We start from the raw sequence: 26,173 nt of genomic DNA on the forward strand, positions 1-26,173 counted from the left end.
CACCGTGTCCGTTCCTATCCTCAAACAAAGCGACGTGCTGATCGCTTCGATCCAATCGGCGCTGTCCGACCAAGACCTCGTACAACTGCGCGAGGACTTCGCCGACAAGATCGGCAAGTTTCGCACGCGAGGGGTCGTCATCGACGTGACGGCGCTCGACGTCCTCGATTCGTTCGCCACGCGCACGCTGCGCGGGATCGCCTATGTCGCGAAGCTGCGCGGCGCGACCACGGTGGTCGTGGGCATTCAGCCGGAGGTCGCCTTCGCGATGGTGCAGCTCGGGCTGGCGCTCGACGGCGTGGCGACCGCGCTCGACCTCGAGGAAGGCCTCGACTATCTGCGCGCGACCGTCAAACGGAGCGACGGCGATGGAGGCTGAAATTCGCGTGCCGATCGAGCGGGAGGAGGATGTCGTTCTCGCCCGCCAGAAAGGGCGAGAACTCGCGGCAGAGACGGGGTTCTCGAACACCGACCGCACGATCATCGCGCTTGCGATCTCCGAGATCGCCCGCAATATCATCAGCTATGCGCACCGCGGGGAAGTCACGATGCGCCGCGTGGACGACGGCATTCGCGTAGGAATCCTAATTGTCGCGCAGGACGAAGGGCCCGGCATCGCCGACATCGACCTTGCGATGCGCGACGGTTATTCGACAGCCAAGAGTCTCGGCGTCGGGCTGCCGGGCACGAAGCGGATCATGGACGAGTTCGAACTCACGTCCGCGGTCGGCAAGGGCACGACCGTCAAAATGACGAGGTGGTTGCGATGACGGCTACCGCCCTACCGCGTCCATCCGTCATCGAATGGGGCTGGGCCGGCCGCGCGCTGGAAGACCCGTCGGGCGATGCGCATGCCGTGGTCGAGCGCAGCGACGGCGCGCTCGTCGCGCTGCTCGACGGGCTCGGACATGGATTCGAAGCGGCCGTAGCGGTGAGAGAAGCCGTTGCCGTGATCGAAGAGCAGGCCAGCGCATCGGTGGTCGATCTCGTGCGCCAATGCCATGACGCCTTGCACAAGACGCGCGGCGCCGTGATGAGCGTCGCCTGGTTCGACGCCGATGACGCGTCGATGACTTGGACGGGCGTGGGCAACGTCGACAGCGTGCTGATCCGTGCCTCGGCTTCGACGCAAACGCGCAACGAGGCCATCGCGACGCCCGGCGGGGTGGTCGGCTACCGGCTCCCAACGTTGCGCGCGACGCGTTATGCGGTGTCCCCGGGAGATGTGCTCGTCATGGCGACCGACGGCATTCGCAGCACCTTCAGCTCGGGCATCGTCACGCAATTCAGCGCACAAGAGATCGCGGAGTCGATTTTAGTCAGGTATGCGAAAGGGACCGACGACGCCCACGTTCTCGTGGCCCGCTTTGTGGGGGCACGCCCATGACGACGCGGGTCGACGCGCTCTGCGCCGAATATCTGTCGGGACTCCGCGCGTATCTCGAGGAAGAAGGCGAGGCGGGACTCGCGCTCGCCTATGAACTCGGCCGGCGCGCCATGATGGACCGGCTCGGATTGCTCGACATGGCCGCCATGCATCGCGCCGCGCTCGATACGGTCGTGCTGCCGGCCAACCCCGCGCATCGGGCGAGGTACATGGACGGGGCGAGCGCATTCTTCAACGAACTGCTCGCACCGTTCGAGTTGTCGATCGAAGGCTATCGTGCCGCGCTCGCCGCCAGCGAAGAGCGCTTCCAGCTCGCCGTCAGCGGTGCAACGGCCGGACTGTGGGACTGGAACCCCCAAACCGACGAAATCTATTTCTCGCCGCACTTCAAGCGGATCATGGGCTATGAGAACAGCGAGTTGCCCAACGTCCGCCAAGCGCACTTCGGCGCCATTCATGCCGACGACGCCGAGCGCGTCGCGCAATCGCTCAAGTCGCACTTGGAGACGCGCGCGCCTTACGACGTCGAATATCGCGTGCGGATGAAGTCCGGAGAATTCTGCTGGGTGCATTCGCGCGGCCAAGCCCTCTGGAACGAGGCAGGCCTGGCCTATCGGATGGTCGGCTGGATCTTGGACATCACCGATCGCAAGCGCGATGAAGAGGCGCTGCGCACGTCGCGGGAGGAAATGCGGCGCTTGTCTGCGCACATCCAGCAAGTCAGGGAAGAGGAAAAGGCCCGCATCGCTCGAGAATTGCACGACGATCTCGGTCAGCAGTTGACCGCCCTGAAGATGGCGACCTCGCTGTTGGAGCCCAGCGGCGGCAAGCCCGTAACGGTGACGCATGAGGCGTTGAAGGGCATCTACACGATGATCGACGACCTGGTGCAATCGGTCCGTCATATCGCCGCGGACTTGCATCCGGTCGTGCTCGACGACTTGGGGCTGATTCCCGCGATCGACGGCCTGGTCGACGAATTCTCGGCCCGCTACCGAATCCGCGTCATTCGCCACCTCGATCCCGATTCGATCGAGTTCAATCGCAAATGCAGAATCGACATGTTCCGCATGGTGCAGGAAGCGCTGACCAATGTCGCACGGCACTCGGGCGCGACCGAAGTCGTAGTGGACATCAAGCGCGCCGACCCGCATTGCATCGTGCGCATCGTGGACAACGGCCACGGCGCCGTGACCGACGGCGCGCGCAAGCGGCATTCGTTCGGGCTGCTCGGTATGCGCGAGCGAGCAGCACTGCTCGGTGGAGAGATTCGCATCCGAACCGCGCCCGGTGCAGGCTTCGCGCTGACCGCGATTCTGCCGCTGGCGTCGCTCGAAGCGAAGGACGCCGACTGACGGGGAAACGAAGCGGCATCGCATTCAGCGTGCGCATCGCATTCGCCGCGGCCGCCGGTTCAATCGTCGAGCCGATCGTCCTCGCGCCACTTCGTCAGCGTGATCGTGACACCGGCGCCCGCGACCGATTCGATCTCGAAGGCGTCGACCATGCGCCGGGCCCCCGACAACCCCATGCCGAGGCTCCCTTTGGTCGAATAGCCGTCCTGCATCGCTTGCTCGATATCCGAGATGCCCGGCCCTTCATCGCGCGCGACTACAACGATGCCGTGACGTTGGCCATCGGTGACGGGACAAAACGAGATCTGCCCCTTTCCCGCGTGCACGAGGATATTGCGGGCGATTTCGGAAACGGCCGTGGCGAGCGCGACGGCCCTGATTTCGTTCATCCCCTCCCGCGCCCCCATTTCGCGTGCGGTCTGCCGCGCCCAATCGACATCCGAAGGGCCGTTGACGAATACGTGAATGCGCTCGCCGGTCGCGCGGGGAAGGGTCGTCATGATGATCGACGCTGCGCTCGAGCGAACATGTCGCGCAAGCTCAGTCTGTCCTCCTCTGTGAGGTGAGCCGCCTCGCGCGGCATGGTGAGCACCAACTGCAGCATCAAATCGCCGCGCAATCCGTTCCGATCGGCGAGGCCCTGCCCGCGCAAGCGGAGGGTGTCGCCGGACTGCGAATTCGGCGGAATCGTCACCTGCCTTGGCTGACCGAGCACAGGCACGTCTAACTTTCCGCCGAGCATCGCCGTCACGAAATCGACTTGGATCTCGCAGGCAAGATTCAGGCCGTCTCGACGAAACGCCGAACTGCAGACGATCGCAATGGAAAGAATGGCGTCGCCCGCCGCACCGCCGTTGCTGCCCGGGTGCCCCGCGCCTTCGACGACTATTCGTTGACCGTCCCATGCGCCCGCGGCAATGGCGACGGTTGCGCTTTTCCGGTGAATCGCGATGCGCGTGCCGTGGCAGGCCGGACACCGGTTGCTCGCGTGACCTTGGCAACGATCGCAGGGGCCCTTCACCGTGTAGTTCGCTTCGACCTCGCCGCCATGGATCGCCGTTTCGAGCGGCACGAACAGCTCCGTCATGCAATTTGCGCCGCGCATCGGCGGGCGGCTGCGGGGCTCGCGCGGCGGCGCTTCCGTCTCCGGCTCCTTCTCCCTCTCTCTTGCCCTTTCCTTTTCACGGGCCTGCGCGGGTGCGGGCGCCGAATGCGAAGGCGCGACGGGCGCCTTACGCTCGCCGATCAGGATTTCGAACGCCTCTTGGACGCGCTTGAATGCGGGCTCGACGGTCGCTTCGCGGCCTTTGTTCCGGTCGGGGTGATACTTGGCCCTGAGCCGCCGATATGCGCGTTTCACCTCAGCCGGCGACGCAGTGCCCGGCAGCTCGAGCCGCCTGTAATATTCATCGAGGCTCACGCACACTCCCCGTTATCTTCCTGGAGCCGTAAGTCTAGCAAGAAGCGGCGACGGTACGGTCGAGCCGGCTGGGGGCCCCATGTTCACTGATCGGGAGCGGTTCGGCCAGGGCAACGCGGCTAGGACGGCCCAACGTCCTTCAACTTAACGTGATGTCGCAGCCGGCCATCTTCATCGCGTTGCACCTCGTGCATCAGCACTTGAAAGCGGTTATTGCGCGAAAACATCGCTTCGCGGTGCCATTGCCCCGGCGCCAGCGGCCCCAAAACCTTCGCCGAAACGGGACCGACGAACGTGATCAGCACGTTCCCACCGAAACCCTCGGGCTCGAAGGCCACCCGGCGATCGGCGCTGACGCACCAAAAGCGCGGCTCGGTCACCATCGCGCCAACTTCGAACATGGCGGAGGGGTCCGGCACATTCATTCCTCGAAACACTGGCGTGTCGAGCGCGCTCGGCAGCTTGTTCAAGCCCGATTCGAGCAACCGTACGTACAACGCTTCGTGCTCGTTGAGCGGCCGGTCGCTCGCCAGCGCCCGGTTCGCGGCGATATGAATGCGCCGAGTGAAAAGCACGATCGCCATGCGCTCTTCAAGCGGGACGTTCGCGAGCGAAGGATCGACCGCCTCGGCCTGTCTAGCGGTTCGCTCGGCGAAAGCGAATAAATCCTCGGCGTGTCGACGCGTCGTCTTTCCGAAGTACACCGTCTCGGCGCCATCCAAGTCGCAGAGCATGCGAATGACGGCGCCGCGCAGCTGCTTGCGCGCGATCGCTGAAGCGATTCGAGTACCGGCCAGCAGTCTTGGTATCGCGGATACGGGAGGCGCCGCGGTCGTCGCTCGGTGTATGCCGCTCAATCGGCCGAAAACGCCGTAAGCCAGGTTGGACGATGTGGCGGTGGTGGGCTGCGCGGTTGCCGATAGCATGGCCACCGTGGAGGAAGCCACCGGCGTGGCGTCGGGCGCCTCCGCGTCCGATCGAGAGCAGTCGATGGCCATGGCTATGACATGTCGAAGTGAGAAGTGAGGGGTGGTCGCGCCACCGTAAGCGAGCAAGGACCGGATGCCGCCTATGCCGGCGAATGGAACGATCGAAATGCGAACGTCGAACAAACCGCGGCCCCGTTGCAACGCAAAGGATGTGATGGATCGCACCCTCGCCGGCATGCGCGGCTGCACACATACGGTACGAACAACGGCGTAGTATCTCGTCCAGTAGGAGCTGCTTGCGCCGCGCACGGATAGCACTACGCACTACGAGCCTACCCAGTCGCCCGTGCGCAACCTCCTGCGCCTATACGGTCATACCAAAGCTAGTTTGACCGACGTCTGCTCGCGCCATAAGCGCGAGCAGACGATTCGATCGATTCCGTACAAGGAGGAGGTGCATCATGCTGATCGGCGTACCCAAAGAGATCAAGAACCAGGAATACCGCGTGGGGCTGACCCCAGCCGGTACACGCGAATTGGTAAGCCGCGGGCATCAAGTCATCGTTCAAACCGATGCCGGCGCGGCAGTCGGTCTGCCTGACGACGCCTACGCCGCCGCGGGCGCAACGATATGCGGCAGCGCACAAGAAGCGTATGGACGCGCGGACATGATCATCAAGGTCAAAGAACCGCAAGCCGTCGAGCGCGCGATGCTGCGCAAAGGCCAGATCCTCTACGCCTATCTCCATCTCGCCCCCGACCGCGAGCAAGCCACTGATTTGATCGAGTCGGGCGCCGTGTGCGTCGCGTATGAAACGATCACCGGCCCCGGCGGCGGACTGCCCTTACTCGCGCCGATGAGCGAAGTGGCGGGCCGCATGTCCATACAAGTCGCTGCCGCGCAGCTCGAGAAACCGCGCGGGGGCATGGGATTGCTGCTCGCCGGCGTGCCTGGCGTCGCGCCGGGGCACGTCGTCATCATCGGCGGCGGCACCGTCGGCACGAATGCGCTGCAAATGGCCGTCGGCATGGGCGCGCGCGTCACGATTCTCGATACGAACGTCGACCGTCTACGTCAGCTCGATCTGATTTTCGGCAATCGCATCATGACGCAGTTCTCGAGCGCACACGCGCTCGAACGGTGCGTGGCGAGCGCCGATGCCGTGATCGGCGCCGTGTTGATCCCGGGGGCCACCGCACCCAAGCTCGTCACGCGCGACATGATCTCGACCATGAAGAAGGGCGCAGTCGTCGTCGACGTGGCGATCGATCAAGGCGGATGCTTCGAGACGTCGCACGCAACGACGCATGCCGAGCCGACGTATCTCGTCGACGGCGTCATTCATTACTGCGTGGCGAACATGCCGGGCGCCGTGGCGCGGACGTCGACGTTCGCGTTGACCAACGCCACGCTTGGGCACGCGATTGCGCTGGCGACGAAAGGATGGAAGCGCGCGATGGCCGAGGATGCGCACCTGCGCGCGGGACTCAACGTGTGCGAGGGCAAAGTCACGCACGAAGCCGTGGCGAAGGCGCTCGGGCAATCGTATGTGAACGCGGCGGACTTGCTGTCGTGAGCCGGCGATGAACCGAGGCAACCCGCTTCGACTTGGCGTATCGAAGCGGGATGCCCATCCGCCCCCGCCTTCCGACGATCCGCGCCCCACGCCGCCGGAGCGCCCCTCGCAGGACGACTGCTGCCACAGCGGCTGTTCGCCCTGCATCTTCGAACTCTACGAAGAAGCGCTAGACCGGTACGAAGCCGCGCTCGCAGCATGGGAGGCGCGGCAGGCCAAGCGTCGCATATAGTACGATCACACCCTATCGACCGAAACCTGCGGCCCCCACATATGGGCCGCCCTCACCCGATCCCATGCCGTCCACCGTCCGCAACTCGCTGGTCTGGGTCCTCGACGCATTCGAGCGCGATCCGACGTTCGTGCACAAGCGCATGTTCACTGCCGACGCAGCCTATATCGACGGCCGCTTGTGCTTGACCGTCGGCGATCGGGACGAGCCGTGGAACGGCTTGCTCGTCTGCACGTCGCAAGAACATCATGCGTCGCTCATCGACGACATGCCGGGCCTGCGGCCCCACCCCGTGCTGGGCAAATGGCTGTATGTATCCCAGGCCGACCCGGCTTTCGAATCGATCGTGCAACGCGTAACAGCCTTGGTGCTCGCACGCGATCCCCGCATTGGCGTGGAGCCGAAGCCAAAAAATCGGAGCCGCAAGCGCGCGCTGCCGGACGAGTAGGCGGATACGGTATAAAGCGCCGCGACAACCGCCCCTCGGCGAAACGCCATTCGTTTTATGGAGAGCTCAATGAGCGAACAGACCCTCGTGCCCTGCACCTTCGAGCGTCACGCCGACGCCATCCTCGACATCTTCAACGATGCCATTCTGAATTCGACCGCGCTTTACGACTACGCGCCTCGAACCTCGCAGAACATGGTGAAGTGGTTCGAGGCGAAACAGGCCGGCGGCTTCCCCGTGATCGGCATCGAGGGCGAGGCAGGAACGCTGCTGGGCTTCGGCAGCTATGGCACCTTTCGCGCGTGGCCGGCCTACAAGTACACGGTGGAACATTCCGTGTACGTGCATCGGGACCATCGAGGAAAAGGACTCGGTCGCGTGCTGATGCAAGCGCTCATCGAAGCGGCTCGGCAGAACGATCTGCACGCGATGATCGGCGGCATCGACGCAACGAACAGCGGAAGCATCGCGCTGCACGAGCGGCTGGGGTTCAAGCATGTCGGCACGTTGCCGCAGGTAGGGTTCAAGTTCGGCCGGTGGCTCGATTTGGCGTTTTATCAGTTGCTGCTCGATACGCCGGCACAGCCGGTGGATGGTTGAGCGGACATTGAATCCGCAGGCAGCTATACCCGATGCCCCGATATCGGCCCCGCTTCGCCCGTTAGGTTCAGCACACGATCGATCCACGCCAAGAATGACGAGAACGTGAACTCCGACGACCGGTCGGTGCGGAACGCCTTCATCACGGGCGTATCGGCGGGATCCCGCTGATTGAGCAAATCGGCCACGAACGCCCCGACATCGGCATCGATGCCGTTTTCGCGAATTCGCGACCCCGTGAAACTCACCGCGGTGACCTGATGGTTGTGCATGAAGTCGCCGCGCGCCCAAGGCATGAAGTAGCCGAAATTCGGCAGGGGGTTGAGCGTCTTCTTGAGCAGTTCGAGTTCTTGCGCGAACATGGCGAGCGACAACGCATCCTTGCTCGCATCGTCCGGCGCGGCGATGACGGAGGGCACGAAAGGTCGGTAGTGATAAGCGGCCATGACTGCGTCGCGCTGATACGTCGTATAGCCGAACCGATCGTGCGGGAAGGTTCTCGACAGCGCGGCATAAGCGCTACCCATATTATTTGGATCGAAGTACGGCGATAGCCTCCTGTTGATCGCGATCATCCCGTCGGGCGCGTCCATTCCCCATTCTGCCCGCACCTTGTCGTAAAGCCCGACCGAAGGATGCACCGATGGATCGGCATCGAACGGTGTATTGAATACCGTACCGGCGTCATCGAGCAACGAGCTATGCGCTTGCGGCTGTAATGTGTTGCGCAACGTCGCATAGTTGGCCAGTGCGCCGTAGCCGCCCGCGCTCGTCCCATAGACCAACAACCGATTCGGTTGCCCGAAGCCGTGACCGACGAGCCATTGGGCCACCGCTCGTGCATTCTTCAAGCCGTTGTAGTGTTGAACACGCCATTCCCCGGTAGGCGCCGTGTAAGTGCGCACGGCGCTGCCCATATGAATGTCGCCCGTGCAGTACGGCACGAACACTTGCGTCCAATCCTGCGTTTCGACTTTCGGTTCGCCGACGAGGCGATGCGCGAGGTCCATCCGGATCATCAACGGCGAGAGAAACGACGACATCAACGTCTGGCTCGCCGTGCCGTTCATGTAGTTGTGCGGAATACCGTCGTGATTGAATGCGCCGAGGCCCGCCTCCGGACCCGACGTCGCAGTCTCCGAACACGTGGCGTAATTCCAGCATGCGCCGCCCGGCTGCATCATGTAGAGCATGTTGCTCGATTGCGCTCGATTGATGTAGAAGCGCATGGGCGTACCGTTTCCGCACGATGCGCCGCTGCTTTCCGGCAGCACGACTTCGTACCACGAGTAATACGGGATCGACGAATCGGGCTGCGTGGTATCCGTCGCGCGCGCATTCAACGCCGCGCAACCTAACAAACCGCCAATGCATACGCGTTTCAACCATTTCGATGAATGCATCTTCCCTCCCTTGGCTATCGTTCGAGGCAATGGCAATGGCAATGGCAATGGCAAAGGCAACGGCAATGGTTCGAGGCAGTGCGCTCGCGCTTCCCACGCGCCCCGCACATTCAATGCGCGTCGGGCGTGAAAGCGTGGTCGAACAACCTCACGCGCAGCGCTTGCAGTCGCTGCGCGATTTCGATTTGCTGCTGTCGAGGATCGGGTACGCTCGATTGCACTTGCTGGACGATGTCGCGGCTTTGCAAAGCGTAGGTCTGAAAACGCGGATCTTTTTCGGGCGAGGGCCCCACGGTGCGACGCGAATAGGCGTCCCACTGCCGCTGAGCAGCTTCGAGTTGAGCGTCGCGTGCGACGGGATCGGGTTCCGCGTCGGTCAGCAATTGCGCCGTCATCGCTTGCGCCTGCACGGGCAAGATCTCGTTGCGGGCAACATGCTCGGGCAACGCCGCAAGAATCTCGCGCGCCGTTTGCGATCGCTCGGCGGCCGGCATGCGGTCTTTGTCTTGCGCGTACGCGGCCACGCGGTCTCGAAAGCGAGCGAAGTCGACGATACGCTGTGTTTCCGCTTGGCCGTCGGAGCGGCTGGCCAAGCTCCGCTGCAACGCGGCCAGATCGAGCGCGCGCTCTGCGGGCCCAGGCGATGTCGAAGGGGACTGCGTCGATGTCCGCGCAGATGTTGCGCCCTGCGCGATGGAAGCGCCCGCCGATTTGACAGCCTCCACCGTCCGCGCGCGCGACTCGGTTTCATAGCGCCACGCAGCCACCGCGACGACCGCACCCGCGATGATCGCCGCGCGTAGCCAACGCATTTTGGCTCGATTCACGTCTCCTCCCTGTAGATCGTCATCGATTGTCGATGCCCAGGTAGGACTACGTTCTAGGACGAACGCACGCGATCGTCAAAATTCGGCGCTAAGGTTTGCCTTCTACTTTTGATGGAACTCTGCATCGCGTATGCGAAACGCGATACATGTGCGGCGCCATCAACGGCGCGCGGCGCGCTTCTCCCAGCCGGTCAGGATTTGCTTTTCGAGTGCGTCATATCCACCGCCGAAGTGATGCCCGCCCGGCGTGCGGATGACTTCGCGCGTGGCGGCCAGCGCGGGACACAGCGTGTCTTCTTCGTCCTCGCCGTAGAAACATTGGACGAGTCCCGCCGGCAGTCGATCGACTTCAGGCTTCGCCTGCAACGCATTCTCGCTCGGCGGCATGCCGAGCCAGCCGGTCACACGCACCTGAAAATCGGCGGCCTTCGCAAAGCCGAGCAGCGAGACGATCGAAACCTTCTCGCGCACGGCCGCGGGCAAGCGGTTGTACGCGAACGGCATGACGTCCGCGCCGAACGAGTAGCCGATCAACGCGAACGAATCGGCGTGCCATCGCGCGCCGTACACGCGCAGCACGCGCGCCAGATCGCGGCTGACTTGCTCCGGCGTCTTCTCGCTCCAGAAGTAGCGCAAGCTGTCCCAGCCCACCACCGATACGCCGTCCTTCTGCAACTGCTCGCCGATCGTTTTATCGAGGTCGCGCCAGCCGCCGTCGCCCGACATGACGATGGCGAGCATCCCCTTCGAATGGGCTGCCGGCAATTCGATGAGCGGCAGATCGGAAACATCCTGCTCGCTGCCCGTATCGGCCTGCAGATGCGGCCGAATCAGCGCCGTCAGTTGGTCGGCCCGAGTCGTCGTCGCGGCGAACAGGCGGGGCGGCTTCGCCAGCAGCGGCGCCATCAAGCGGTTCGCGTCCTTGTCGAAGTGAAAGCCCGGTGCGTCGGCGCCTTCTTTCACTGCTGAACGCTCGGCCTGCTGCAGGGCGGCGACGGCGCTATGCTGCGTCACGCCGGTCTCCACGAACCCGGGCAGCACGCTGCCTCGGCTGACGGTCGGGTCCGGCGGACACTGCCGAAAATCGCCGCTCAGCTTCGCTTGCGCATCGATGGCCACGGCGCCCGCGATCGTATTGGCCGGCGCTTGCGCCAGCACATGCAGCGCGAGCGTGCCCCCTTGCCCCGAGCCCGCCATGATCGGCGCGAAATACCGGTCCGATTTCAGTTGACGCTCGAGTTGATGGCTGACCGCTTCGGCGTCGCCGTCAAGGTGTCGGCAGGCTTGCCCCGTCGCCGCGAGATTCGCCGCATAGCGTCCCGTGTCGACGCCGACGGTCAGCGCGCCTTCCTTGGCCAACGCCCGCGCGGCTTGCTCATCGGCATCGGTCCATCCCTTGCCCGCGGAAAACAGCACGACGAAGGCCCGCATCTCGCCTTGCGGCCATTGAACCGTCACGTCGCCATAACGTCCGCCCGATACGCGCGATTCGGCTGCGTGCGCGGCCATGCACAACGACGCCCCGGCCAAAACCGCAACCCATTTGGCTTTGCTTAATGCCACACGAAATTTCATGAACGGCGCCCGCCCGCCAGAATTGAAAGATCCACCAACGTCAGGAGCGCACTGGCCCAGCCGGATACCGCGAGATAGCGGGGCTCCCAGCCGGGCTGAAACTTGCCCTTGAATGCACGAAGGCCTTGGAAGTTGTAGAAGCGTCCGCCGAATCGCCACACCATCGATCCCAATTGATGAAGCGGCGAGCCGAGCGGCGTCGATTGCACACCCGAGAACGGCGCCACGCCGAGACTCAGAGAGCGATAGCCCGCGCTCTTCAGATGCAGCGCGAGCTGCACGAAGAGATAGTCCATGACATACGGCGACGCATCCGCCACGTGGCGCATGACGCCGACCGTCGCCTCGACGTTCAGGTCCGTCGTCATGAACGTCGTGAACGCCACCGGCACGCCGTTTTGCCGCACTAGCATGACCGACTGCGCGGCCAGATACGCCTCGCTGAACGCGGCCACCGAGAAACTCTTTTCTCGTGCGGCCCGGCTCTCGAGCCAACTGTCGGAAATGCCGCGCAACACGTCGATATAGGCCGATATCGAGGCTGCGTCGATCACTTCGGTCGTGCAGCCGTCGCGCTCGGCGCGACGCAGCGAGTAGCGCAATGCGGCGCGCTTCGGCCCGCTCATGTCGAAGCCGTCGAGCGCGAGGCGCGCCTCTTCGCCCAGCTTCATGAGCGTCAAACCCGAATCCAGATAAAGCGGCAGCGAATCGGCGCGCACTTGATAGAACGCGGCACGCCCGCCATGCGCGTGCGCGAGCATCACGAATTTGCGGATCAGTTGATCCCATTCTTCGCGCGGCCCCACCGGATCGTGCAGCGCAGCCCAGGTGCGCCCATGCTTCGCGTACATCAAGAAGGCATGCCGAGAATCGGAAAACAAAAAGCTCTTGTCGCCCATCATCGCAAGCCCGGCGTCGCTGCGCTCTTGCGCGCGAATGATCTGCACCGCATCGGTCAGATCCTCCGAACTGGGGTGCACGAAACGGCCGGCCGCCGGACGCAGCAATTGCCACAGCGCGAACACCGTCGCGAAGAGGCCGGACGCGAGCATCGCGCGCAGCGAACGCGACGCGCGCTCATCGAATGCGAACTGCCACCAGAGATCGTTCTGATACGGGACGTTGCGATAGGCGAAGAACATCACCCACATTGCGCACATCAGCACGATGGCGACCGAAATCAGCCAGCCGCCCGTGAAGGGCTCGGCGAACAACGCGGCGCGCCGGCTGAAATGGCGGCGCGTGACGATCAACAGCACGAGCAGCGTGGCGAGGATGCCCGCTTCGACGAACGCCAGCCCCTTGAGGACCGACAGCAAGAGGCTCACGGCCGTCAGCGCGACGGTGAGCCACCAGGCGGCATCGAGCCTGCGCAGCAGGCCGCGCGCAACGAACAGCAGGCACACGCCCACGACGCCGCTCACAAGCTGCGAGCCTTCGAGCGCCCACAGCGGCACGAGCTGACGCAACACGGCCAGCCGGTGCGCCAACGCCGGCGTCGCGCTCGATACGATCAGCATCGAACCCGTGACGAATGTGATGAGGCAGAGAAACAGCGGCGCGATGCGGCCGATGCGGGCCACACGGCCGAGCGGCAAGCGAGCGCGCAGCGCCCTGCCTTCGTAACCGGCTAGGACGGCTGCAGACAGTACGAGCGGAATGCCGAAATACACGGCGCGATAGGCGAGCAAACCGGCGACGAGCGCAGGCGCCGTGACATCGCCGCGCAACGCGAACACCATGACCGATTCGAATACGCCGACACCGCCCGGGGTATGGCCCAAAATGCCGAGCAGCAACGAAGCGCTGTACACCGCCAGGAAACTGACGAAGCCGGCATGCGCGCCCGGCAGGAACGCCCACAGGGCGGCCCCCGCACCAACGACGTCGACCACGCCGAAGATGATTTGCGCCACCAGGTCCGCCCTGCCCGGAATGTCGATCGCGATCCTGCGCCAACGCGTTTCGATCCGCTTCGTGCTCGGGCCGCAGCAGGCAACGGCCGCCGCCAACGAGGCAAGGACGAGCAAACTGCCGACGCGCAGCCCGCCCGGCGACACATGCAGCATGGTCGCCAGTAAAGCGGTATCCCAGAGCGCGCCCAACGCACTGACGAGCACCAGCGCCAACACGAGCGAAACGCTCGTGAACACCGTGAGACGGCCGACTTGAGATGGCGTGACCCCGGCCGCGCCATAGACGCGACAGCGCACCGCGCCGCCCGTCAACGCGCCGAAGCCGGCGATGTTGCCGAGCGCCGAGGCGGCCGTCGCGCCGATCCACAGCAACGGGCGCGACACCTTGGCTTGAACGTGGCGCAAGCCGATCTCGTCGCGCGCGACGAGCGCGACGAAGCTCGCCGCCGTGGCGGCGAGCGCGGCTACCCATCGGCCCGGCGCGATATCGAACAGACGCCGGCAGACCGAATGGTAATTGACGCCCTGCGAGATTCTTTGCAGCGCCAGCAGCAGCAAAACGCTGATGACGAGCGCGAGGGCGGGCGGCACCAAACGCTTGAAATCGATACGCCGCAACTTCGCGAACAACGCGGCCAAAGCCTTCACACTGCGGTCCCCATTACGTCCAACCCTTTTCCCGTCGCCGGTCTTGCCAACTGCCGACGTCGCGGGCAATAGCGACGAGCGCCACGCGGGCGGCTCGTCGAGCGATATAGCAACTTGTGATTGATTACAACGGGCGAAAGGCGATTCGGTTGACCGGGACAAACCCGGGGTCGGCCGGGGAATTAAAAGGGGACTAAAGGAACGGCCTGCCTTCTACTTGTTCGTAAACGACCGTGCCGTCTTCGGTTTCGAACTTTTCGACGTAATTGCGCGCGCCGCACATCGGACAACGGAACAGCAGGCCCTGGCCTTCATTCTTGATGACGACGTCGGACGGCTGCCACTGCGCTTGGCAGCTTTGATTTCTACAGGTAAACACGGTCATTCTCCTACTGCTCGTTCAATCGATTATCGTCCGCCGGTATCTTGCGGTGCGGCCTTGCGTGTACGGCCCGCGCGTGCAGGCGACTTGCGCGGCGTTTTGGCGCGCTTCGAGGCCGTTGTCGGCGCGGCTGCCGGCTCTGCCGGCGGCTGAGCCGGCGCCGACGCTTCCACGACCGCTTCGGTGGCGTGACCGCGCGCCGATTCGGGCTTCTTCGCGGCGGTTTTGCGTGCGCGGCGCGGCTTGGACGTCTTGACGGGCGCCGACTCGGCGGCTTGCTCGTGCGCCTCGACCACCGGTTCCCCGCCTACGCCTGCGTCCTCTACCTCGGTCGACACTGCGGGCTCTCCGGCAGGCATTTCGACAACCGGGGCCGCCTCCATCGGAGCATCGATCGCCACGCCCGGCGCCTGTTCGCGCCCTTGCTTGCGGGGCCCCTTGCTCTTCTTGCGGCCTTTGCCGGCGGCCGTTTCTGCCGATCCGCCATTCTCGGCGGCCGGCACGTGGGCCGCCGGGGTTGGCCCGGCGTGCTTCGGCAAGTCCGACGCCGCGGTGGAGCTGGGCCGATAAACGAACGCACCCGACTTGTCGTCGCGCCCCACCTCCAAGAGGCCCCGCGCTTGCGCTTCGTCGAGCAAATTGCCGAACGCGCGGAAGCCGTAGTACGACTCGCTGAAATCGGGTTTGCGCCGCTTGATGGCGCTCTTGAGCACCGAGGCCCAGATCTTGCCGCTTTCGCCGCGTTCCGAGGCGAGCGCGTCGAACGTTTCGACGGCAATGGCGATGGCCTTCGCCTTGCGCGATTCCATCTCCGCCTTCGGCTGCTTATCTTCGTCGGACGCGCGTTTCGCCGCCGCGCTCGCTTCGCGCGTTTCGCGCTTGGCGGCCGCACGCTGCTGCTCGCGCACGAGGTCGTCGTAGAAAATGAATTCGTCGCAATTGGCGACGAGCAGGTCGGACGTCGAGTTCTTCACACCGACGCCGATCACCTTCTTCGCGTTCTCGCGCAGCTTCGAGACGAGCGGGGAAAAATCGGAATCGCCGCTGATGATGACGAACGTATCGACGTGCGACTTGGTGTAGCAAAGATCGAGCGCATCGACGACGAGCCGAATGTCCGCCGAATTCTTGCCCGATTGCCGCACGTGCGGGATTTCGATGAGTTCGAAGCTCGCCTCGTGCATCGACGCCTTGAATCCCTTGTAGCGATCCCAGTCGCAATAGGCCTTCTTGACGACGATGCTGCCTTTGAGCAAGAGCCGCTCGAGCACGGGCTTGATATCGAACTTCTCGAACTTCGCATCGCGCACGCCTAGCGCGACGTTCTCGAAGTCGCAGAACAGCGCCATGCTGACGCTATCTTGAGGGGAAGCCATAAATCTCTCCAGCCGATCGGGCGCAAGGGTTCGTTGATATTGGAATTGCGCACATGATAGCCGGTCGAGCGGACAAGCCGGCGGCGAAACGCGGGAATGCGCGTATCAACCGACCGGCCGCGGCGAAAATTTGCCAAACTTTTACTTCGCGAGCGATGTCATGGGCAGCAAGGCCGTCGAAGGTTCGGGCCAGCGCAGCCGCTCCACCGTAATATGCCTGCGCGGCGCTTCGCGTACGAAGGCATCGATCGCCTCGCGCACGTCGCCGTCGATGAAATCGGCGCGCTCGGCGTCGATCAGCACCGTCGATCGCTCGGGAATTTGCGCCAGGCAGTGCACGAGCGACGGCTTCGAGAAAAACGTCGCGTCTTTGCGCAGCGCCAGCAGGAAGTAGTCGTCGTGGCGCGTCAGCGTGAACGTGCGCGACAAGCTTCCCCGCATGGCGAAAAGCGCGCTCGTCACGATCCCGATGCCGATGCCGATCAGCAGATCGGTAGCCAGCACGCCGGCGATCGTCGCCACGAACGGCACGAACCGATCCGCGCCTTCACGCGCCAGTTCTATGAACAACTTAGGCTTGGCCAGCTTGTAGCCGGTCTGGATCAGAATGGCCGCCAGGCTGGCGAGCGGGATCAGATTCAGCACTGCCGTCAGCACGAAAATGCTCGCGAGCAGCAACATGCCGTGAATCACGGCCGACATGCGCGTCTGCGCGCCCGCATGCACGTTCGCCGAGCTACGCACGATGACGGCCGTCAGCGGCAGCCCGCCGAGCAGCGCCGCAACCACGTTGCCCGCGCCTTGCGCCTTCAGCTCGCGATCGGGCGACACGCGTCGCCGCTTCGGATCGATTTGTTCGAGCGCTTCGAGGCTCAACAGCGTCTCCAAACTGGCCACGATCGCCAGCGTCATCCCCACGCGCCAGACGTCCGGATCGACCAGCTGCGTGAAGTCGGGCATCGAGATAGCGCCGACGAGCGCGCCGAACGAATCGAGCGAGACGAGCGATACCCGATGCTCGGCCGGCGTCACGAGCGACGGCGCGAGCCAATCGAGCAGCAAGGTCGCCCCGATACCGAGCGCCACGGCGGCCAGCGGCCCCGGCACCGCGCGCACGAAGGCAAAACGCTTGGCTTGCGGCGTTTCCCACGCGAACAACATGGCCACCGATACCGCGCACAAGACGAGCGAGGTCGGCAAAAGATCGCCGAAGGGCGTCGAGATCGCGGCGGCATGGGCGACCTTGGCGTCGCCCCCGGCGATCAGCCCTGCTCCCAGCGGGATCTGCTTGAAGATCAGGATCAACCCGATCGAGGCCAGCATGCCTTTGATGACGGCAGCCGGCACGAAGCTCGCCACGCGTCCCGCGCGCAACAGCCCGAAGCCGACTTGCAGCACACCGGCGATCAGCACAGCCGCGAGAAAGGCGGAGAAGCTGCCGAGCGAGGCGATGGCCGATACGACGATGACGACAAGCCCGGCCGCCGGGCCGCTCACGCTCAGGTGCGATCCGCTCAGCAGCGCGACGACGAGCCCGCCGACGATGCCCGACACGAGGCCCGCGAACGGATCGACGCCCGACGCGGTGGCGATTCCGAGGCACAACGGCAATGCAACCAAGAACACGACGATGCCGGCGAGCACGTCGCTGCGCAACGTCGAAAAACGTGAATCCGAAGGGATATCCATGGTCTTGGGGAGACGAACGATGAAAAACGAGGCGCCGAACGCGCCACGCGTGGACGGCGAAGAATCGATGGGGATGACGACGAAGCGGGCTAAGCCGCGTTGCGCAAGGGCGTAGGCGAGCGGGCACGCGCGCCGCTTTCCCCGAAATCGGTCAGCGAGGTGAGCAGCCCTTCGCGAAGGCCGAATACCCAGCCATGCACGGTAGGGCGATGCCGCGCCGCACGCACGATCGGCGATTCCCGCAGCAGCCGTACCTGCTCGATGACATTTAGTTCAACTAATCGATCGACACGTGCGTCGAGATCCTCGATGGCGTCCAACGCTGGGCGGTGCCGATACGCGAGATCGCGCAGGCCGGCGATCCGCCGATTGACCGCGGGCAGCGCATCGGAAGGCTCGCAGAGCGCGGCGCGCACCCCGCCGCAATGGTGGTGCCCGCAGATCACGATGTGCTCGACGTGCAGCGCGTGCAGCGCATATTCGATGACGCTCGACGTATTGCCGTCATCCGACGTGTAGAGATTGGCGATGTTCCGATGAACGAACAGCTCGCCCGGCTGCGCGTTCGTGATGCGCTCGGCGGGCACGCGGCTATCTGAGCAGCCGATCCAAAGAATACGAGGCTGCTGTCCGCGTGAAAGCCGCTCGAAAAAGCCCGGATCCCGTGCCGACACCTCTTGCGACCATGCACGGTTGGCAAGCAACAGGCGCTTCGCGTGATTCATCAACGTCCTCCTGCAAAAGTCAGTTCGGATGCGGCGCCCTTCCTTTCAAAGGCAGGCAACGCGCATTACGAACAGCTTACAATCAGACGAATCCGAAAAAAATTGGAAAAAAAATACCTCGGCGTCACCGGCGGCACGAGCGCGTCCTTTACTGGAACGCCACTTCGGCAAAACTGCGCAGCTTGCGGCTATGCAACCGGTCTAGGCCGTTCATGCGCAGCAGCTCCATCGCCTTGACGCCGATCTGCAGATGCTGATCGACCTGCGCGCGATAGAACTGATCGGCCATGCCCGGCAGCTTGAGCTCCCCGTGCAGCGGCTTGTCCGACACGCACAGGAGCGTCCCGTAGGGCACGCGAAAACGAAAGCCGTTCGCGGCGATCGTCGCGCTTTCCATGTCGAGCGCAATGGCTCGGCTTTGCGAGAGCCGCTGCACCGGCTCCCGGTGATCGCGCAGCTCCCAGTTGCGATTGTCGACGCTCGCCACGGTGCCCGTGCGCATGACGCGCTTCAGTTCCGCGCCTTCAAGCCGCGTGACCTGCGCCACCGCCCTCTCCAACGCCACTTGCACCTCGGCCAGCGCGGGAATCGGCACCCAGAGCGGCAGATCGGCGTCGAGCACGTGATCTTCGCGGACATAGCCGTGCGCCAGCACGTAATCGCCTAGCCGCTGCGTATTGCGCAGCCCCGCGCAGTGGCCGAGCATGACCCACGCGTGCGGGCGCAGCACGGCGATGTGATCGGTGATCGTCTTCGCGTTCGACGGGCCCACGCCGATATTGATCATCGTGATGCCGCTGCCGTCGGCGCGCTTCAAATGATACGCGGGCATTTGCGGCAGCCGCGCGGGCGCCGTGCCCTCGTCGGGCTGCTCGCCGAGATTGGCGTTGTAGGTGACGACATCGCCCGGCTCGACGAACGACGTGTACTCGCTGCGATACGCGCGCAGCTCCTCGTCGTCCGTATGCGACATCAGTTGGCGGCCGAGCTTCGTGAACTCGTCGATATAGAACTGATAGTTCGTATACAGCACATAGTTCTGGAAATGCGTCGGCGAGGTCGCCGTGTAGTGCTTGAGACGATGCAGCGAAAAATCGACACGCGGCGCGGTGAACAGCGCGAGCGGAAGCGGCTCGCCCGGAAGGGGCTCATAGGTGCCGTTGACGATGCGATCGTCGAGCGCCGCCAGATCCGGCGTATCGAACACGTCGCGCATCGCCATCAAGCGGTCGCGCCCCAGGTCGCCCTCGAGGTGAATGCCTTCGGCGAAAGCGAAGTGAATCGGGATCGGCTGTTGCGAGACACCCACCTCGATGCCGACATGATGGTTCTTTGCGAGCAGGCGCAGTTGTTCGCGATAGTAGTTGCCGAATAGATCGGGACGCGTCACCGTCGTCTCGAATACCCCCGGACCCGCGACGAATCCGTACGAGCGACGCGAATCGACGTGGGTGTTGACCTCGGTGCGCAGACGCACGAACGGATAGCAAGCCCGCACGCGTTCGTGGAACGGCTCGTTGCGACGATAGCGCGCGAATGCATCGCGCAGGAAAGCGGCGTTGGCTTCGTAGATTTCCGACAGACGCACGACGGCATCGGCGGCATCCGTGAACGCCTCGGTGGGGAAATCGGTCGGGTGCATGGCGCGCGCATGCTGCGTCAGGTCGTTTTTCATCTTAATTTTGCCTCGTTCGTTGCAACGACATTACCACGAAGCATCGTCATACGGCCCTCGAGCGAACGCGAGCGCGTGCGCCCCGCCGCACGCTCGTGCGCGACGCGTTGCGCACCGCCTCGCGGGTGGCATTTGCTAGAATTGAAGGATTCTCCGGAGAGCCACCATGAAGCCGTACATTTCCGCCGTCCTCAGCGCGGCGCTAGCCGTCGCGAGTCTCGCCGCTGCGCCGCGTCTCGCACTGGCGGCCGCGCCGGCCGACGACGCGCAGGCGCGCGACGCCCAGCGCGCCGCCAACGAAGCCGCGGGCCTGCCCGATCTCACCCAGATCAACCGTCCGGCGGCGGAAGTCACGTCGAAGGTGGACATCAACGACGTCCCGCGCAAGCCGAGCTTCTACGAGAAAAGCGCCAACGGCACCGAAATCACCGAATTCCGCGATCGCGGCAAGCCGGTCGAGATCGACGTTCGCTCGAACTTCGGCACGCACTACCAAATGAGCGCGTCGCCCGATATTTCGCCGAAGGTCCACAGCAGCGGCCAGCCGAGCACGCGCCTGCCGTCGATCAACCTGCACTACTGATCCGATACCGACACCGATACCAATCCCGATACCGGCATAGCGCTCGATTCGCCTCGCTCGCGTACGCAACCGTCGACCCAACGATCGGCGGCGCGGCGGCGAAGTACGCGCCCGTGTCGCGCATGCCGGTTCTCCACCACAATCGCATCCGAAGCCCCTCGCACGCATGGCTGTCTTTACCGTCGTCAACGAAACCGATCTCGCGCAGTGGATGCGCCATTACGACCTGGGCGAAGTCGTCGATTTCCGTGGCATCCCCTCGGGTATCGAAAACAGCAACTTCTTCCTGACGACGACGCGCGGCGCGTATGTGCTCACGATCTTCGAGAAACTGACGGCCGAGCAGTTGCCGTTCTATCTCGAACTCATGCGCCATCTCGCGCAGCATCGGGTGCCCGTGCCCGACCCCGTCCCGCGCCATGACGGCGCCCTGTTCGGCCTCCTGCACGGCAAGCCCGCCGCCATCGTGACCAAGCTGCCCGGCGCGGCGCAGCTCGCCCCCGGTGCCGAGCACTGCGCCGAGGTGGGTCAGATGCTGGCGCGCATGCATCTGGCCGGGCGCGACTTCGACCCCTATCTGCCGAATCTACGTAGTTTGGCGTGGTGGCAGGAGACGGTGCCGCACGTATTGCCGTACTTGACCGAGCCGCAACGCGCGTTGCTCACGGCCGAACTCGCGCACCAAACCGCGTTCTTCGCTTCGAGCGATTACGCGGCGCTGCCGAGCGGCCCCTGCCACTGCGATCTTTTCCGCGACAACGTGCTGTTTGCTCCGGCGGAGCCCGGCACGGGCCATACGGTGCGCCTGGGCGGCTTCTTCGATTTCTATTTCGCCGGCTGCGACAAGTGGCTGTTCGACGTGGCCGTAACCGTCAATGACTGGTGCGTCGATCTCGCCACGGGCAAGCTCGATGCATCGCGCGCCGACGCATTGCTGCGCGCCTACCAAACCGTGCGCCCCTTCACGCCCGAGGAAATGCGTCATTGGCCCGACATGCTGCGTGCGGGCGCCTATCGGTTCTGGGTATCGCGCCTGTACGACTTTTACTTGCCCCGCGCGGCTGAGATGCTCAAGCCGCATGACCCTACTCATTTCGAACGCATCTTGCGCGAGCGCCTAGCCGGCGTCGCGCCTTTGAGTGCGTCAAGTTCATGCAACTAACCGAAGTTTCCGCTAAGACCGGCTACGTCTGGTACCGGCAAGGCATTTGGCTGTTCCGCCGCAACCCGCTCGGGTTCCTGGCGATCTTCGTCACGTACTTGCTGGCGATGTTCGCGCTTTCGATGATTCCGCTGATCGGGGCCGTGCTGCCGCTCGTGCTGATTCCGGGCGTGGCGGCGGGGTTCATGGCCGCATGCCGCGATACGGTGGCCGGCAAACTTGTATTTCCGACCATGCTGGTGGACGGGTTTCGATCCTACGGCGCAACGGCGGCCGTACGGCTGCTTGAACTGGGTGGGATGTATGTAGCGGCGGTCGCGCTCGTCTTCGCCGGCTCGGCGCTGGCCGACGGCGGCGTGCTGTTCAAGCTGATGATGGGCAATCAGCCCATTTCGCCCGACTCACTGCCGGGCGGCTCGCTGCTGATGGCGGGGCTCGTGGCGTTCGCCTGCTACGTGCCCGTGGCGATGCTGTTCTGGTTCGCGCCCGTGCTGGCGGCATGGCATGACGTGCCGCCCATCAAGGCGATGTTCTTCAGCCTCGTGACGTGCTGGCGCAATCGCGGCGCGTTCATCGTCTACGGCGTGCTGTGGATCGCCACGGCAATCGTCGTATCGACGGCGCTCTCGCTGCTGATGGACGCGCTCGACGCACGCCAGTACGCGTACACCGTGCTGTTTCCGGCATCGATGACGCTCACCACGATGCTGTACTGCTCGTTCTACGCCACGTACCGCGGCTGCTACGGCCTGCAAGCGCCTAACGGCGCCGATGCGCAGGACAAACCGAGCGTCTGAGTGACGCCGGGCTTGGCCCGGTTGGCCGGACGCTTAGCGCGCCACTTGCCAGGACGGCTGCACAACCGCCGCTTCGCGGTCGAGCTTGCGCATACGGAATTCGAGATCGTACAGATCGGTGGCTTCGGCCAGATACGCGTCTTGGCGAGCCTTTTGGCGGGCTTCGGCGGTTTCGGTCAAAAGAAGGAACAAGCGGCTAAGCAGGAACATGATGTGGCCTCGTGCAAGTAATAGGTGTTAACACCTAAGCGATAACCCGAATTATAGGGAAAACCCTAGGGATGCGCTAGTGCATTGTTCGGGTGTCGCTTTTTTGCATCAAAGCCTTCGCCGTGCCGTGAGAACGCTGACGCCGGTGATGACGGCCCTAACGTGCGGCCGCGCGGCGCGCCGCTGTCGGCAAACGGCGGCGTTGCTCGCGCATGAACGCCCAGATCATGCTGCTCGCGTCGGGCCCATGCGCCGCGTGGAAGGGAACCGCCTCGTCGCCGCCCGCCCAGGCATGGCCCAGGTCGGACACCCGGCATAGCCGGACCACGCACCGGCTGCCCATTAGATAGTCGTGGATCTCGGCCGCGCCCTCTCGACTCTCGCGCACCGAGCCTGTCACCCAGCCGCCCGCCTGATCGACAAAGCCATTGAGCCGCAAGAACGCGAGGCTCAATTGCTCGGCGTTTTTCGGGGCCACGACGTGGTCGGCATCGCCATGGACGATGATCGCCGGCATCCCCGGGTAGGCGGCTGCATCGACCATCGCGTCGACAAGCGCGATCGGATCGCGCCGGGCGCCGCGACGCATCACATCCATCGCGGTCATGCCCGAATGCGCCTCGCCTATGGCGGGCGCCGAGTGCAGCGCCACGGCCGCGAATCGATCCGGGTAGTGCAGGGCGAGCAGAGAGGCCAAGCCCGCGCCCGCCGAGAGCCCCGCCAAGTAAATACGCTCGGGATCGATGCCGCGATGGGCGATCAGCGAATCGACGAGCGAGACGACCGCGCGCGCCTCGCCCAGCCCGGCCGTTTCTCTATCGTCATACCAATTCCAACATCGGTGCGCGTGCGCATGCTTCGACTGTTCGGGGTAGACCACAGCGAACCCATTTGCATCGGCCACCAGATTCATGCGCGTGCCCAGCGCGAACTCGTCGATCGTCTGTTTGCAGCCGTGCAGCATGACGACGAGCGGCATCGGCCCGGGTTTGGCCGTCGGCGGGATGTACAAACCGTACGACAAATGATTGACGAGGCGCCCCGGCAACGGCGGCGCGGAGTGATAGGAGCGCGTCCAATCTCCTTTCGTCCAGGCGCCCGCGCGCGGGCGAACGCGAGACTCCCGCGTCTCGCGGGCGACGCGCCCATCGCGCTCGGGAGCGCGCCGGGTCGCACCGGCGCCGGCCGCGGCCTTTCGGGTGCGGCGCTTTTTCTTCGCTTGCGGCAGGTCCTGGGCTTGTCCGACAGGTATGGTCGTCATCCAGCGTTTGAGGCCCTGCAGCCAGAATTTCGTCAGGCTTTTGGTCATCGGACGTGGCTCGCTAAAAGGGGACAAATCTACACTGCGGCACAGATTTATGACGCAATGCACAATATACCCTCTTCGGTCAGCAGCGCTCGGGAGCGGGTTTCAGCATTTGGCGCGCCGGCTTCGTCTGTCAACGCACCCGACGGGGCGGCGGCATCCGCCGCGCCTGGTTATACTGTCCGTTCCCTTCTAGCGTGTCGTCATTTGGGACGGCTCACGCGTTACACAGATAGGAGCCGCGCGGTGGTTCCGCCCGGCGGACGTCAGACATGCACGATTTACCTCTTCACCTCTGGTTCTCGATTACGCGCCTCGGCGGCGCGGGCTTGACGTTGCCGCTCGCGGTTGCGATCGCGTTGTGGCTCGCCCTCGGTTACTCGTGGCGCTTGGCCGCCGGCTGGCTGGCCATCGTCGGCGCGGCTGCAGGCATCGTTACCCTGACGAAAATCGCCTTCCTCGGCTGGGGCATCGGCGTACGGGAGTGGGATTTCACCGGCGTGAGCGGTCACGCCATGCTTTCCACGGCCGTCTATCCAGTCGCATTCTTTCTGGCCCTACTTCCCGCTCGGCCTATGGTGCGTATCGCGGGCGTGGCGTGTGGGCTCGCCGCGGGCTTGGCTGTCGGCTTGTCGCGCGTCGTCTTGAGCGCGCATTCACCCTCGGAAGCCGTGGCGGGCTGCGTAGTGGGTGCGCTCGCGGCCATCCTGTTCGTCTGGCGGGCGTGGGATACGAAGCCGGGCAAGTTGTCCGTCGTACCCGTGGCCGTCAGCCTGTTGATGCTGGCCGTGGCGTTGCACGACGTGCGCGTGCCCACGCAATACTGGGTCACGCACATCGCCTTGCATTTGTCGGGCCGTGACCGCCCCTTTATCCGGGCGCGCTGGCGCGTGGGGCACGACGCGCCCCACCGGGTGCCTGTCGCCCCGTCCGGCCGGAGCGCGGCACTGCCCTCCGCGTTCGCCTGATGGTGTTTCGCCGCCAACGGCAGGCGATCTGCTCTCATCTTCGCGCTTTCTCTTTCTTTTAGGCCCTGGAGCCGCGGGCTAGCCTGCGTATAGGCGCGGCGATACGGTCCTTATTGGGTGATGCGCTATTACCCTGGGTATATTACGATGTGGTCTTTGATCCTGCTGCTCCGCCCATGACCGCTCGACTGCTCGCCGCCCGCCGCAAAATCCGCACGGTTGCACTGTGCGCCTCCGCGGTCGCCGCCTTCTCCATGCAAAGCGCCGCGCACGCCGACGAGCTCGTCGTGTCGGCCGCCGCCAGCCTGACGAACGCGTTTCGTGGCGTAGCGACAGCCTTCGAGAAAACACACCCGAACACCAAAATCGTGCTTAATTTCGGCGCGTCCGACGTACTGCTGCGGCAAATCGTCAACGGCGCGCCGGCCGACGCCTTTGCATCGGCCGACGAAGCCGCGATGGACAAAGCGGTCGAAGCCAAGGCCGTCGTACCCGATACGCGCCACGATTTCGCCGCAAACTCGCTCGTCATGATCGTGCCGGCCGACAGCACGCTGACCGGGCCCTCGGTACGCGAGACGCTCGCCAAGCCGCAAGTGAAGCATGTGGCGCTCGGCAATCCCGCCTCGGTGCCTGCCGGCCGATACGCCAAGGCTGCGCTCGAGCGCGAAGGCGCATGGGACATCGCCAACGGGAAGGCCGTGCTCGCGAGCAATGTGCGCGAAAGCCTCGACTACGTCGCACGCGGCGAGGCGGAAGCAGGCTTCGTCTTCGGCACCGATGCGGCACTCATGCCAAAGGCGGTTAAGGTGGCGGCCACCGTTCCCACGCCCACACCCGTCACGTATTCGATCGCGCTTGTAAAAGGCAGCGCGCGCCCGGCCGAGGCAGCTGCGTTCGCGGACTTCGTCCGCTCGCCGGACGGCCAGGCGATCCTCGCCAAGTACGGCTTCAGGCCGCCGGCGGAACATTGACCCATCGAC

Annotated in this window: 27 protein-coding genes; 13 read left to right on the forward strand and 14 right to left on the reverse strand. The window is 64.4% G+C overall.

Annotated features, from left to right (window positions below):
• The first annotated feature begins 4 nt into the window (after positions 1–4).
• Genes ACTHNR_RS10080 through ACTHNR_RS10095 form a run of 4 tightly spaced genes read left to right on the forward strand, consistent with a single transcriptional unit; the run spans position 5 to position 2,742 of the window.
• Positions 5–379, forward strand: a complete 375-nt coding sequence (locus ACTHNR_RS10080) for an STAS domain-containing protein (protein ID WP_440547447.1) — start codon at positions 5–7, stop codon at positions 377–379.
• The gene (locus tag ACTHNR_RS10085; RefSeq protein WP_440547448.1) at positions 369–770 is read left to right on the forward strand and encodes an anti-sigma regulatory factor; all 402 of its coding nucleotides are present in this window, start codon (positions 369–371) and stop codon (positions 768–770) included. The genes ACTHNR_RS10080 and ACTHNR_RS10085 overlap by 11 nt, the downstream gene beginning before the upstream one ends.
• Positions 767–1,387, forward strand: a complete 621-nt coding sequence (locus ACTHNR_RS10090) for a SpoIIE family protein phosphatase (protein WP_440547449.1) — start codon at positions 767–769, stop codon at positions 1,385–1,387. Before ACTHNR_RS10085 ends, ACTHNR_RS10090 begins: the two co-directional genes overlap by 4 nt.
• On the forward strand, positions 1,384–2,742 hold the full coding sequence (locus ACTHNR_RS10095) for a PAS domain-containing protein (RefSeq protein WP_440547450.1): 1,359 nt from the start codon (positions 1,384–1,386) through the stop codon (positions 2,740–2,742). The genes ACTHNR_RS10090 and ACTHNR_RS10095 overlap by 4 nt, the downstream gene beginning before the upstream one ends.
• 59 nt (positions 2,743–2,801) lie before the next feature.
• On the opposite strand, the gene ACTHNR_RS10100 is transcribed toward ACTHNR_RS10095, so the two are convergent.
• The 3 genes from ACTHNR_RS10100 to ACTHNR_RS10110 form a co-directional block, all read right to left on the reverse strand.
• Positions 2,802–3,242 (reverse strand): anti-sigma regulatory factor, encoded by a 441-nt coding sequence (locus tag ACTHNR_RS10100; RefSeq protein ID WP_440547451.1) that lies wholly within the window; start codon positions 3,240–3,242, stop codon positions 2,802–2,804.
• On the reverse strand, positions 3,239–4,162 hold the full coding sequence (locus ACTHNR_RS10105) for a DnaJ C-terminal domain-containing protein (RefSeq protein ID WP_440547452.1): 924 nt from the start codon (positions 4,160–4,162) through the stop codon (positions 3,239–3,241). Before ACTHNR_RS10105 ends, ACTHNR_RS10100 begins: the two co-directional genes overlap by 4 nt.
• 119 nt (positions 4,163–4,281) lie before the next feature.
• Positions 4,282–5,160: a hypothetical protein gene (locus ACTHNR_RS10110; protein ID WP_440547453.1), complete on the reverse strand. Its 879-nt coding sequence runs from the start codon at positions 5,158–5,160 to the stop codon at positions 4,282–4,284.
• Positions 5,161–5,552: 392 nt separating this feature from the next.
• On the opposite strand from ACTHNR_RS10110, the gene ald reads away from it, so the two are divergent.
• The 4 genes from ald to ACTHNR_RS10130 all read left to right on the forward strand — a co-directional run bounded on the left by ald (position 5,553) and on the right by ACTHNR_RS10130 (position 7,948).
• Positions 5,553–6,668 carry an alanine dehydrogenase gene (ald, locus tag ACTHNR_RS10115; protein ID WP_440547454.1) on the forward strand — a complete coding sequence of 372 codons (1,116 nt, stop codon included), beginning with the start codon at positions 5,553–5,555 and terminating at the stop codon, positions 6,666–6,668.
• A 7-nt stretch (positions 6,669–6,675) separates the two neighbouring features.
• Positions 6,676–6,900, forward strand: a complete 225-nt coding sequence (locus ACTHNR_RS10120) for an oxidoreductase-like domain-containing protein (protein WP_440547455.1) — start codon at positions 6,676–6,678, stop codon at positions 6,898–6,900.
• A gap of 64 nt (positions 6,901–6,964) precedes the next feature.
• Positions 6,965–7,348: a hypothetical protein gene (locus tag ACTHNR_RS10125; RefSeq protein ID WP_440547456.1), complete on the forward strand. Its 384-nt coding sequence runs from the start codon at positions 6,965–6,967 to the stop codon at positions 7,346–7,348.
• A 69-nt stretch (positions 7,349–7,417) separates the two neighbouring features.
• Entirely contained in the window at positions 7,418–7,948 is a 531-nt protein-coding gene (locus tag ACTHNR_RS10130; protein ID WP_440547457.1) for an N-acetyltransferase family protein, read from the forward strand.
• Between the two features lie 23 nt (positions 7,949–7,971).
• On the opposite strand, the gene ACTHNR_RS10135 is transcribed toward ACTHNR_RS10130, so the two are convergent.
• The 9 genes from ACTHNR_RS10135 to ACTHNR_RS10175 all read right to left on the reverse strand — a co-directional run bounded on the left by ACTHNR_RS10135 (position 7,972) and on the right by ACTHNR_RS10175 (position 20,164).
• Positions 7,972–9,351 (reverse strand): pectin acetylesterase-family hydrolase, encoded by a 1,380-nt coding sequence (locus ACTHNR_RS10135; RefSeq protein ID WP_440547458.1) that lies wholly within the window; start codon positions 9,349–9,351, stop codon positions 7,972–7,974.
• Between the two features lie 110 nt (positions 9,352–9,461).
• On the reverse strand, positions 9,462–10,178 hold the full coding sequence (gene plcR / locus ACTHNR_RS10140; RefSeq protein WP_440547459.1) for a phospholipase C accessory protein PlcR: 717 nt from the start codon (positions 10,176–10,178) through the stop codon (positions 9,462–9,464).
• Between the two features lie 159 nt (positions 10,179–10,337).
• The gene (locus ACTHNR_RS10145) at positions 10,338–11,687 is read right to left on the reverse strand and encodes an AcvB/VirJ family lysyl-phosphatidylglycerol hydrolase (protein ID WP_440547460.1); all 1,350 of its coding nucleotides are present in this window, start codon (positions 11,685–11,687) and stop codon (positions 10,338–10,340) included.
• A gap of 62 nt (positions 11,688–11,749) precedes the next feature.
• Positions 11,750–14,317, reverse strand: coding sequence for a bifunctional lysylphosphatidylglycerol flippase/synthetase MprF (mprF, locus tag ACTHNR_RS10150; protein ID WP_440547462.1), 2,568 nt, complete (start codon positions 14,315–14,317; stop codon positions 11,750–11,752).
• A gap of 193 nt (positions 14,318–14,510) precedes the next feature.
• Entirely contained in the window at positions 14,511–14,696 is a 186-nt protein-coding gene (locus ACTHNR_RS10155; protein WP_440547502.1) for a hypothetical protein, read from the reverse strand.
• A gap of 29 nt (positions 14,697–14,725) precedes the next feature.
• Entirely contained in the window at positions 14,726–16,075 is a 1,350-nt protein-coding gene (locus ACTHNR_RS10160; RefSeq protein ID WP_440547463.1) for an NYN domain-containing protein, read from the reverse strand.
• A 141-nt stretch (positions 16,076–16,216) separates the two neighbouring features.
• On the reverse strand, positions 16,217–17,764 hold the full coding sequence (locus tag ACTHNR_RS10165; protein ID WP_440547464.1) for a SulP family inorganic anion transporter: 1,548 nt from the start codon (positions 17,762–17,764) through the stop codon (positions 16,217–16,219).
• A gap of 89 nt (positions 17,765–17,853) precedes the next feature.
• Positions 17,854–18,489, reverse strand: coding sequence for a carbonic anhydrase (locus ACTHNR_RS10170; protein ID WP_440547465.1), 636 nt, complete (start codon positions 18,487–18,489; stop codon positions 17,854–17,856).
• Positions 18,490–18,637: 148 nt separating this feature from the next.
• A complete protein-coding gene (locus tag ACTHNR_RS10175; RefSeq protein ID WP_440547466.1) occupies positions 18,638–20,164 on the reverse strand; it encodes an AMP nucleosidase in 1,527 nt (508 codons plus the stop codon).
• Between the two features lie 166 nt (positions 20,165–20,330).
• On the opposite strand from ACTHNR_RS10175, the gene ACTHNR_RS10180 reads away from it, so the two are divergent.
• The 3 genes from ACTHNR_RS10180 to ACTHNR_RS10190 all read left to right on the forward strand — a co-directional run bounded on the left by ACTHNR_RS10180 (position 20,331) and on the right by ACTHNR_RS10190 (position 22,706).
• Positions 20,331–20,747 (forward strand): hypothetical protein, encoded by a 417-nt coding sequence (locus tag ACTHNR_RS10180; protein WP_440547467.1) that lies wholly within the window; start codon positions 20,331–20,333, stop codon positions 20,745–20,747.
• Positions 20,748–20,913: 166 nt separating this feature from the next.
• The gene (locus tag ACTHNR_RS10185; protein ID WP_440547468.1) at positions 20,914–21,909 is read left to right on the forward strand and encodes a homoserine kinase; all 996 of its coding nucleotides are present in this window, start codon (positions 20,914–20,916) and stop codon (positions 21,907–21,909) included.
• Positions 21,900–22,706, forward strand: a complete 807-nt coding sequence (locus ACTHNR_RS10190; RefSeq protein ID WP_440547469.1) for a BPSS1780 family membrane protein — start codon at positions 21,900–21,902, stop codon at positions 22,704–22,706. Before ACTHNR_RS10185 ends, ACTHNR_RS10190 begins: the two co-directional genes overlap by 10 nt.
• A gap of 33 nt (positions 22,707–22,739) precedes the next feature.
• Here the strand turns inward: ACTHNR_RS10190 and ACTHNR_RS10195 are convergent, their stop codons facing one another.
• A complete protein-coding gene (locus ACTHNR_RS10195; protein WP_440547470.1) occupies positions 22,740–22,916 on the reverse strand; it encodes a DUF3563 family protein in 177 nt (58 codons plus the stop codon).
• Positions 22,917–23,073: 157 nt separating this feature from the next.
• Entirely contained in the window at positions 23,074–24,225 is a 1,152-nt protein-coding gene (locus ACTHNR_RS10200; RefSeq protein ID WP_440547471.1) for an extracellular catalytic domain type 1 short-chain-length polyhydroxyalkanoate depolymerase, read from the reverse strand.
• A gap of 269 nt (positions 24,226–24,494) precedes the next feature.
• Here ACTHNR_RS10200 and ACTHNR_RS10205 point away from each other — a divergent pair, with 269 nt between their 5' ends.
• Together ACTHNR_RS10205 and modA are read left to right on the forward strand one after the other, a co-directional pair.
• On the forward strand, positions 24,495–25,190 hold the full coding sequence (locus ACTHNR_RS10205) for a phosphatase PAP2 family protein (RefSeq protein ID WP_440547472.1): 696 nt from the start codon (positions 24,495–24,497) through the stop codon (positions 25,188–25,190).
• 176 nt (positions 25,191–25,366) lie between these two features.
• A complete protein-coding gene (gene modA / locus ACTHNR_RS10210) occupies positions 25,367–26,164 on the forward strand; it encodes a molybdate ABC transporter substrate-binding protein (protein WP_440547473.1) in 798 nt (265 codons plus the stop codon).
• The last annotated feature ends 9 nt before the right edge of the window (positions 26,165–26,173 follow it).

The organism is Trinickia sp. (assembly GCF_051954495.1).
Classification (GTDB): domain Bacteria; phylum Pseudomonadota; class Gammaproteobacteria; order Burkholderiales; family Burkholderiaceae; genus Trinickia.

Bases quoted from the DNA above. Each gene is read 5' to 3' on its own strand.
- ACTHNR_RS10190 (WP_440547469.1), top strand. From the start codon at position 21,900: ATGCAACTAACCGAAGTTTCCGCTAAGACCGGCTACGTCTGGTACCGG.
- ACTHNR_RS10145 (WP_440547460.1), bottom strand. From the start codon at position 11,687: ATGGCCGCGCACGCAGCCGAATCGCGCGTATCGGGCGGACGTTATGGC.
- ACTHNR_RS10130 (WP_440547457.1), top strand. From the start codon at position 7,418: ATGAGCGAACAGACCCTCGTGCCCTGCACCTTCGAGCGTCACGCCGAC.
- ACTHNR_RS10160 (WP_440547463.1), bottom strand. From the start codon at position 16,075: ATGGCTTCCCCTCAAGATAGCGTCAGCATGGCGCTGTTCTGCGACTTC.
- ACTHNR_RS10200 (WP_440547471.1), bottom strand. From the start codon at position 24,225: ATGACCAAAAGCCTGACGAAATTCTGGCTGCAGGGCCTCAAACGCTGG.
- ACTHNR_RS10195 (WP_440547470.1), bottom strand. From the start codon at position 22,916: ATGTTCCTGCTTAGCCGCTTGTTCCTTCTTTTGACCGAAACCGCCGAA.
- modA (WP_440547473.1), top strand. From the start codon at position 25,367: ATGACCGCTCGACTGCTCGCCGCCCGCCGCAAAATCCGCACGGTTGCA.
- ACTHNR_RS10170 (WP_440547465.1), bottom strand. From the start codon at position 18,489: ATGAATCACGCGAAGCGCCTGTTGCTTGCCAACCGTGCATGGTCGCAA.
- ACTHNR_RS10095 (WP_440547450.1), top strand. From the start codon at position 1,384: ATGACGACGCGGGTCGACGCGCTCTGCGCCGAATATCTGTCGGGACTC.
- ACTHNR_RS10165 (WP_440547464.1), bottom strand. From the start codon at position 17,764: ATGGATATCCCTTCGGATTCACGTTTTTCGACGTTGCGCAGCGACGTG.
- ACTHNR_RS10185 (WP_440547468.1), top strand. From the start codon at position 20,914: ATGGCTGTCTTTACCGTCGTCAACGAAACCGATCTCGCGCAGTGGATG.
- ACTHNR_RS10175 (WP_440547466.1), bottom strand. From the start codon at position 20,164: ATGAAAAACGACCTGACGCAGCATGCGCGCGCCATGCACCCGACCGAT.
- ACTHNR_RS10085 (WP_440547448.1), top strand. From the start codon at position 369: ATGGAGGCTGAAATTCGCGTGCCGATCGAGCGGGAGGAGGATGTCGTT.
- ACTHNR_RS10120 (WP_440547455.1), top strand. From the start codon at position 6,676: ATGAACCGAGGCAACCCGCTTCGACTTGGCGTATCGAAGCGGGATGCC.
- ACTHNR_RS10180 (WP_440547467.1), top strand. From the start codon at position 20,331: ATGAAGCCGTACATTTCCGCCGTCCTCAGCGCGGCGCTAGCCGTCGCG.
- ACTHNR_RS10205 (WP_440547472.1), top strand. From the start codon at position 24,495: ATGCACGATTTACCTCTTCACCTCTGGTTCTCGATTACGCGCCTCGGC.
- ACTHNR_RS10125 (WP_440547456.1), top strand. From the start codon at position 6,965: ATGCCGTCCACCGTCCGCAACTCGCTGGTCTGGGTCCTCGACGCATTC.
- ACTHNR_RS10135 (WP_440547458.1), bottom strand. From the start codon at position 9,351: ATGCATTCATCGAAATGGTTGAAACGCGTATGCATTGGCGGTTTGTTA.
- ACTHNR_RS10110 (WP_440547453.1), bottom strand. From the start codon at position 5,160: ATGGCCATCGACTGCTCTCGATCGGACGCGGAGGCGCCCGACGCCACG.
- ACTHNR_RS10100 (WP_440547451.1), bottom strand. From the start codon at position 3,242: ATGACGACCCTTCCCCGCGCGACCGGCGAGCGCATTCACGTATTCGTC.
- ACTHNR_RS10090 (WP_440547449.1), top strand. From the start codon at position 767: ATGACGGCTACCGCCCTACCGCGTCCATCCGTCATCGAATGGGGCTGG.
- ald (WP_440547454.1), top strand. From the start codon at position 5,553: ATGCTGATCGGCGTACCCAAAGAGATCAAGAACCAGGAATACCGCGTG.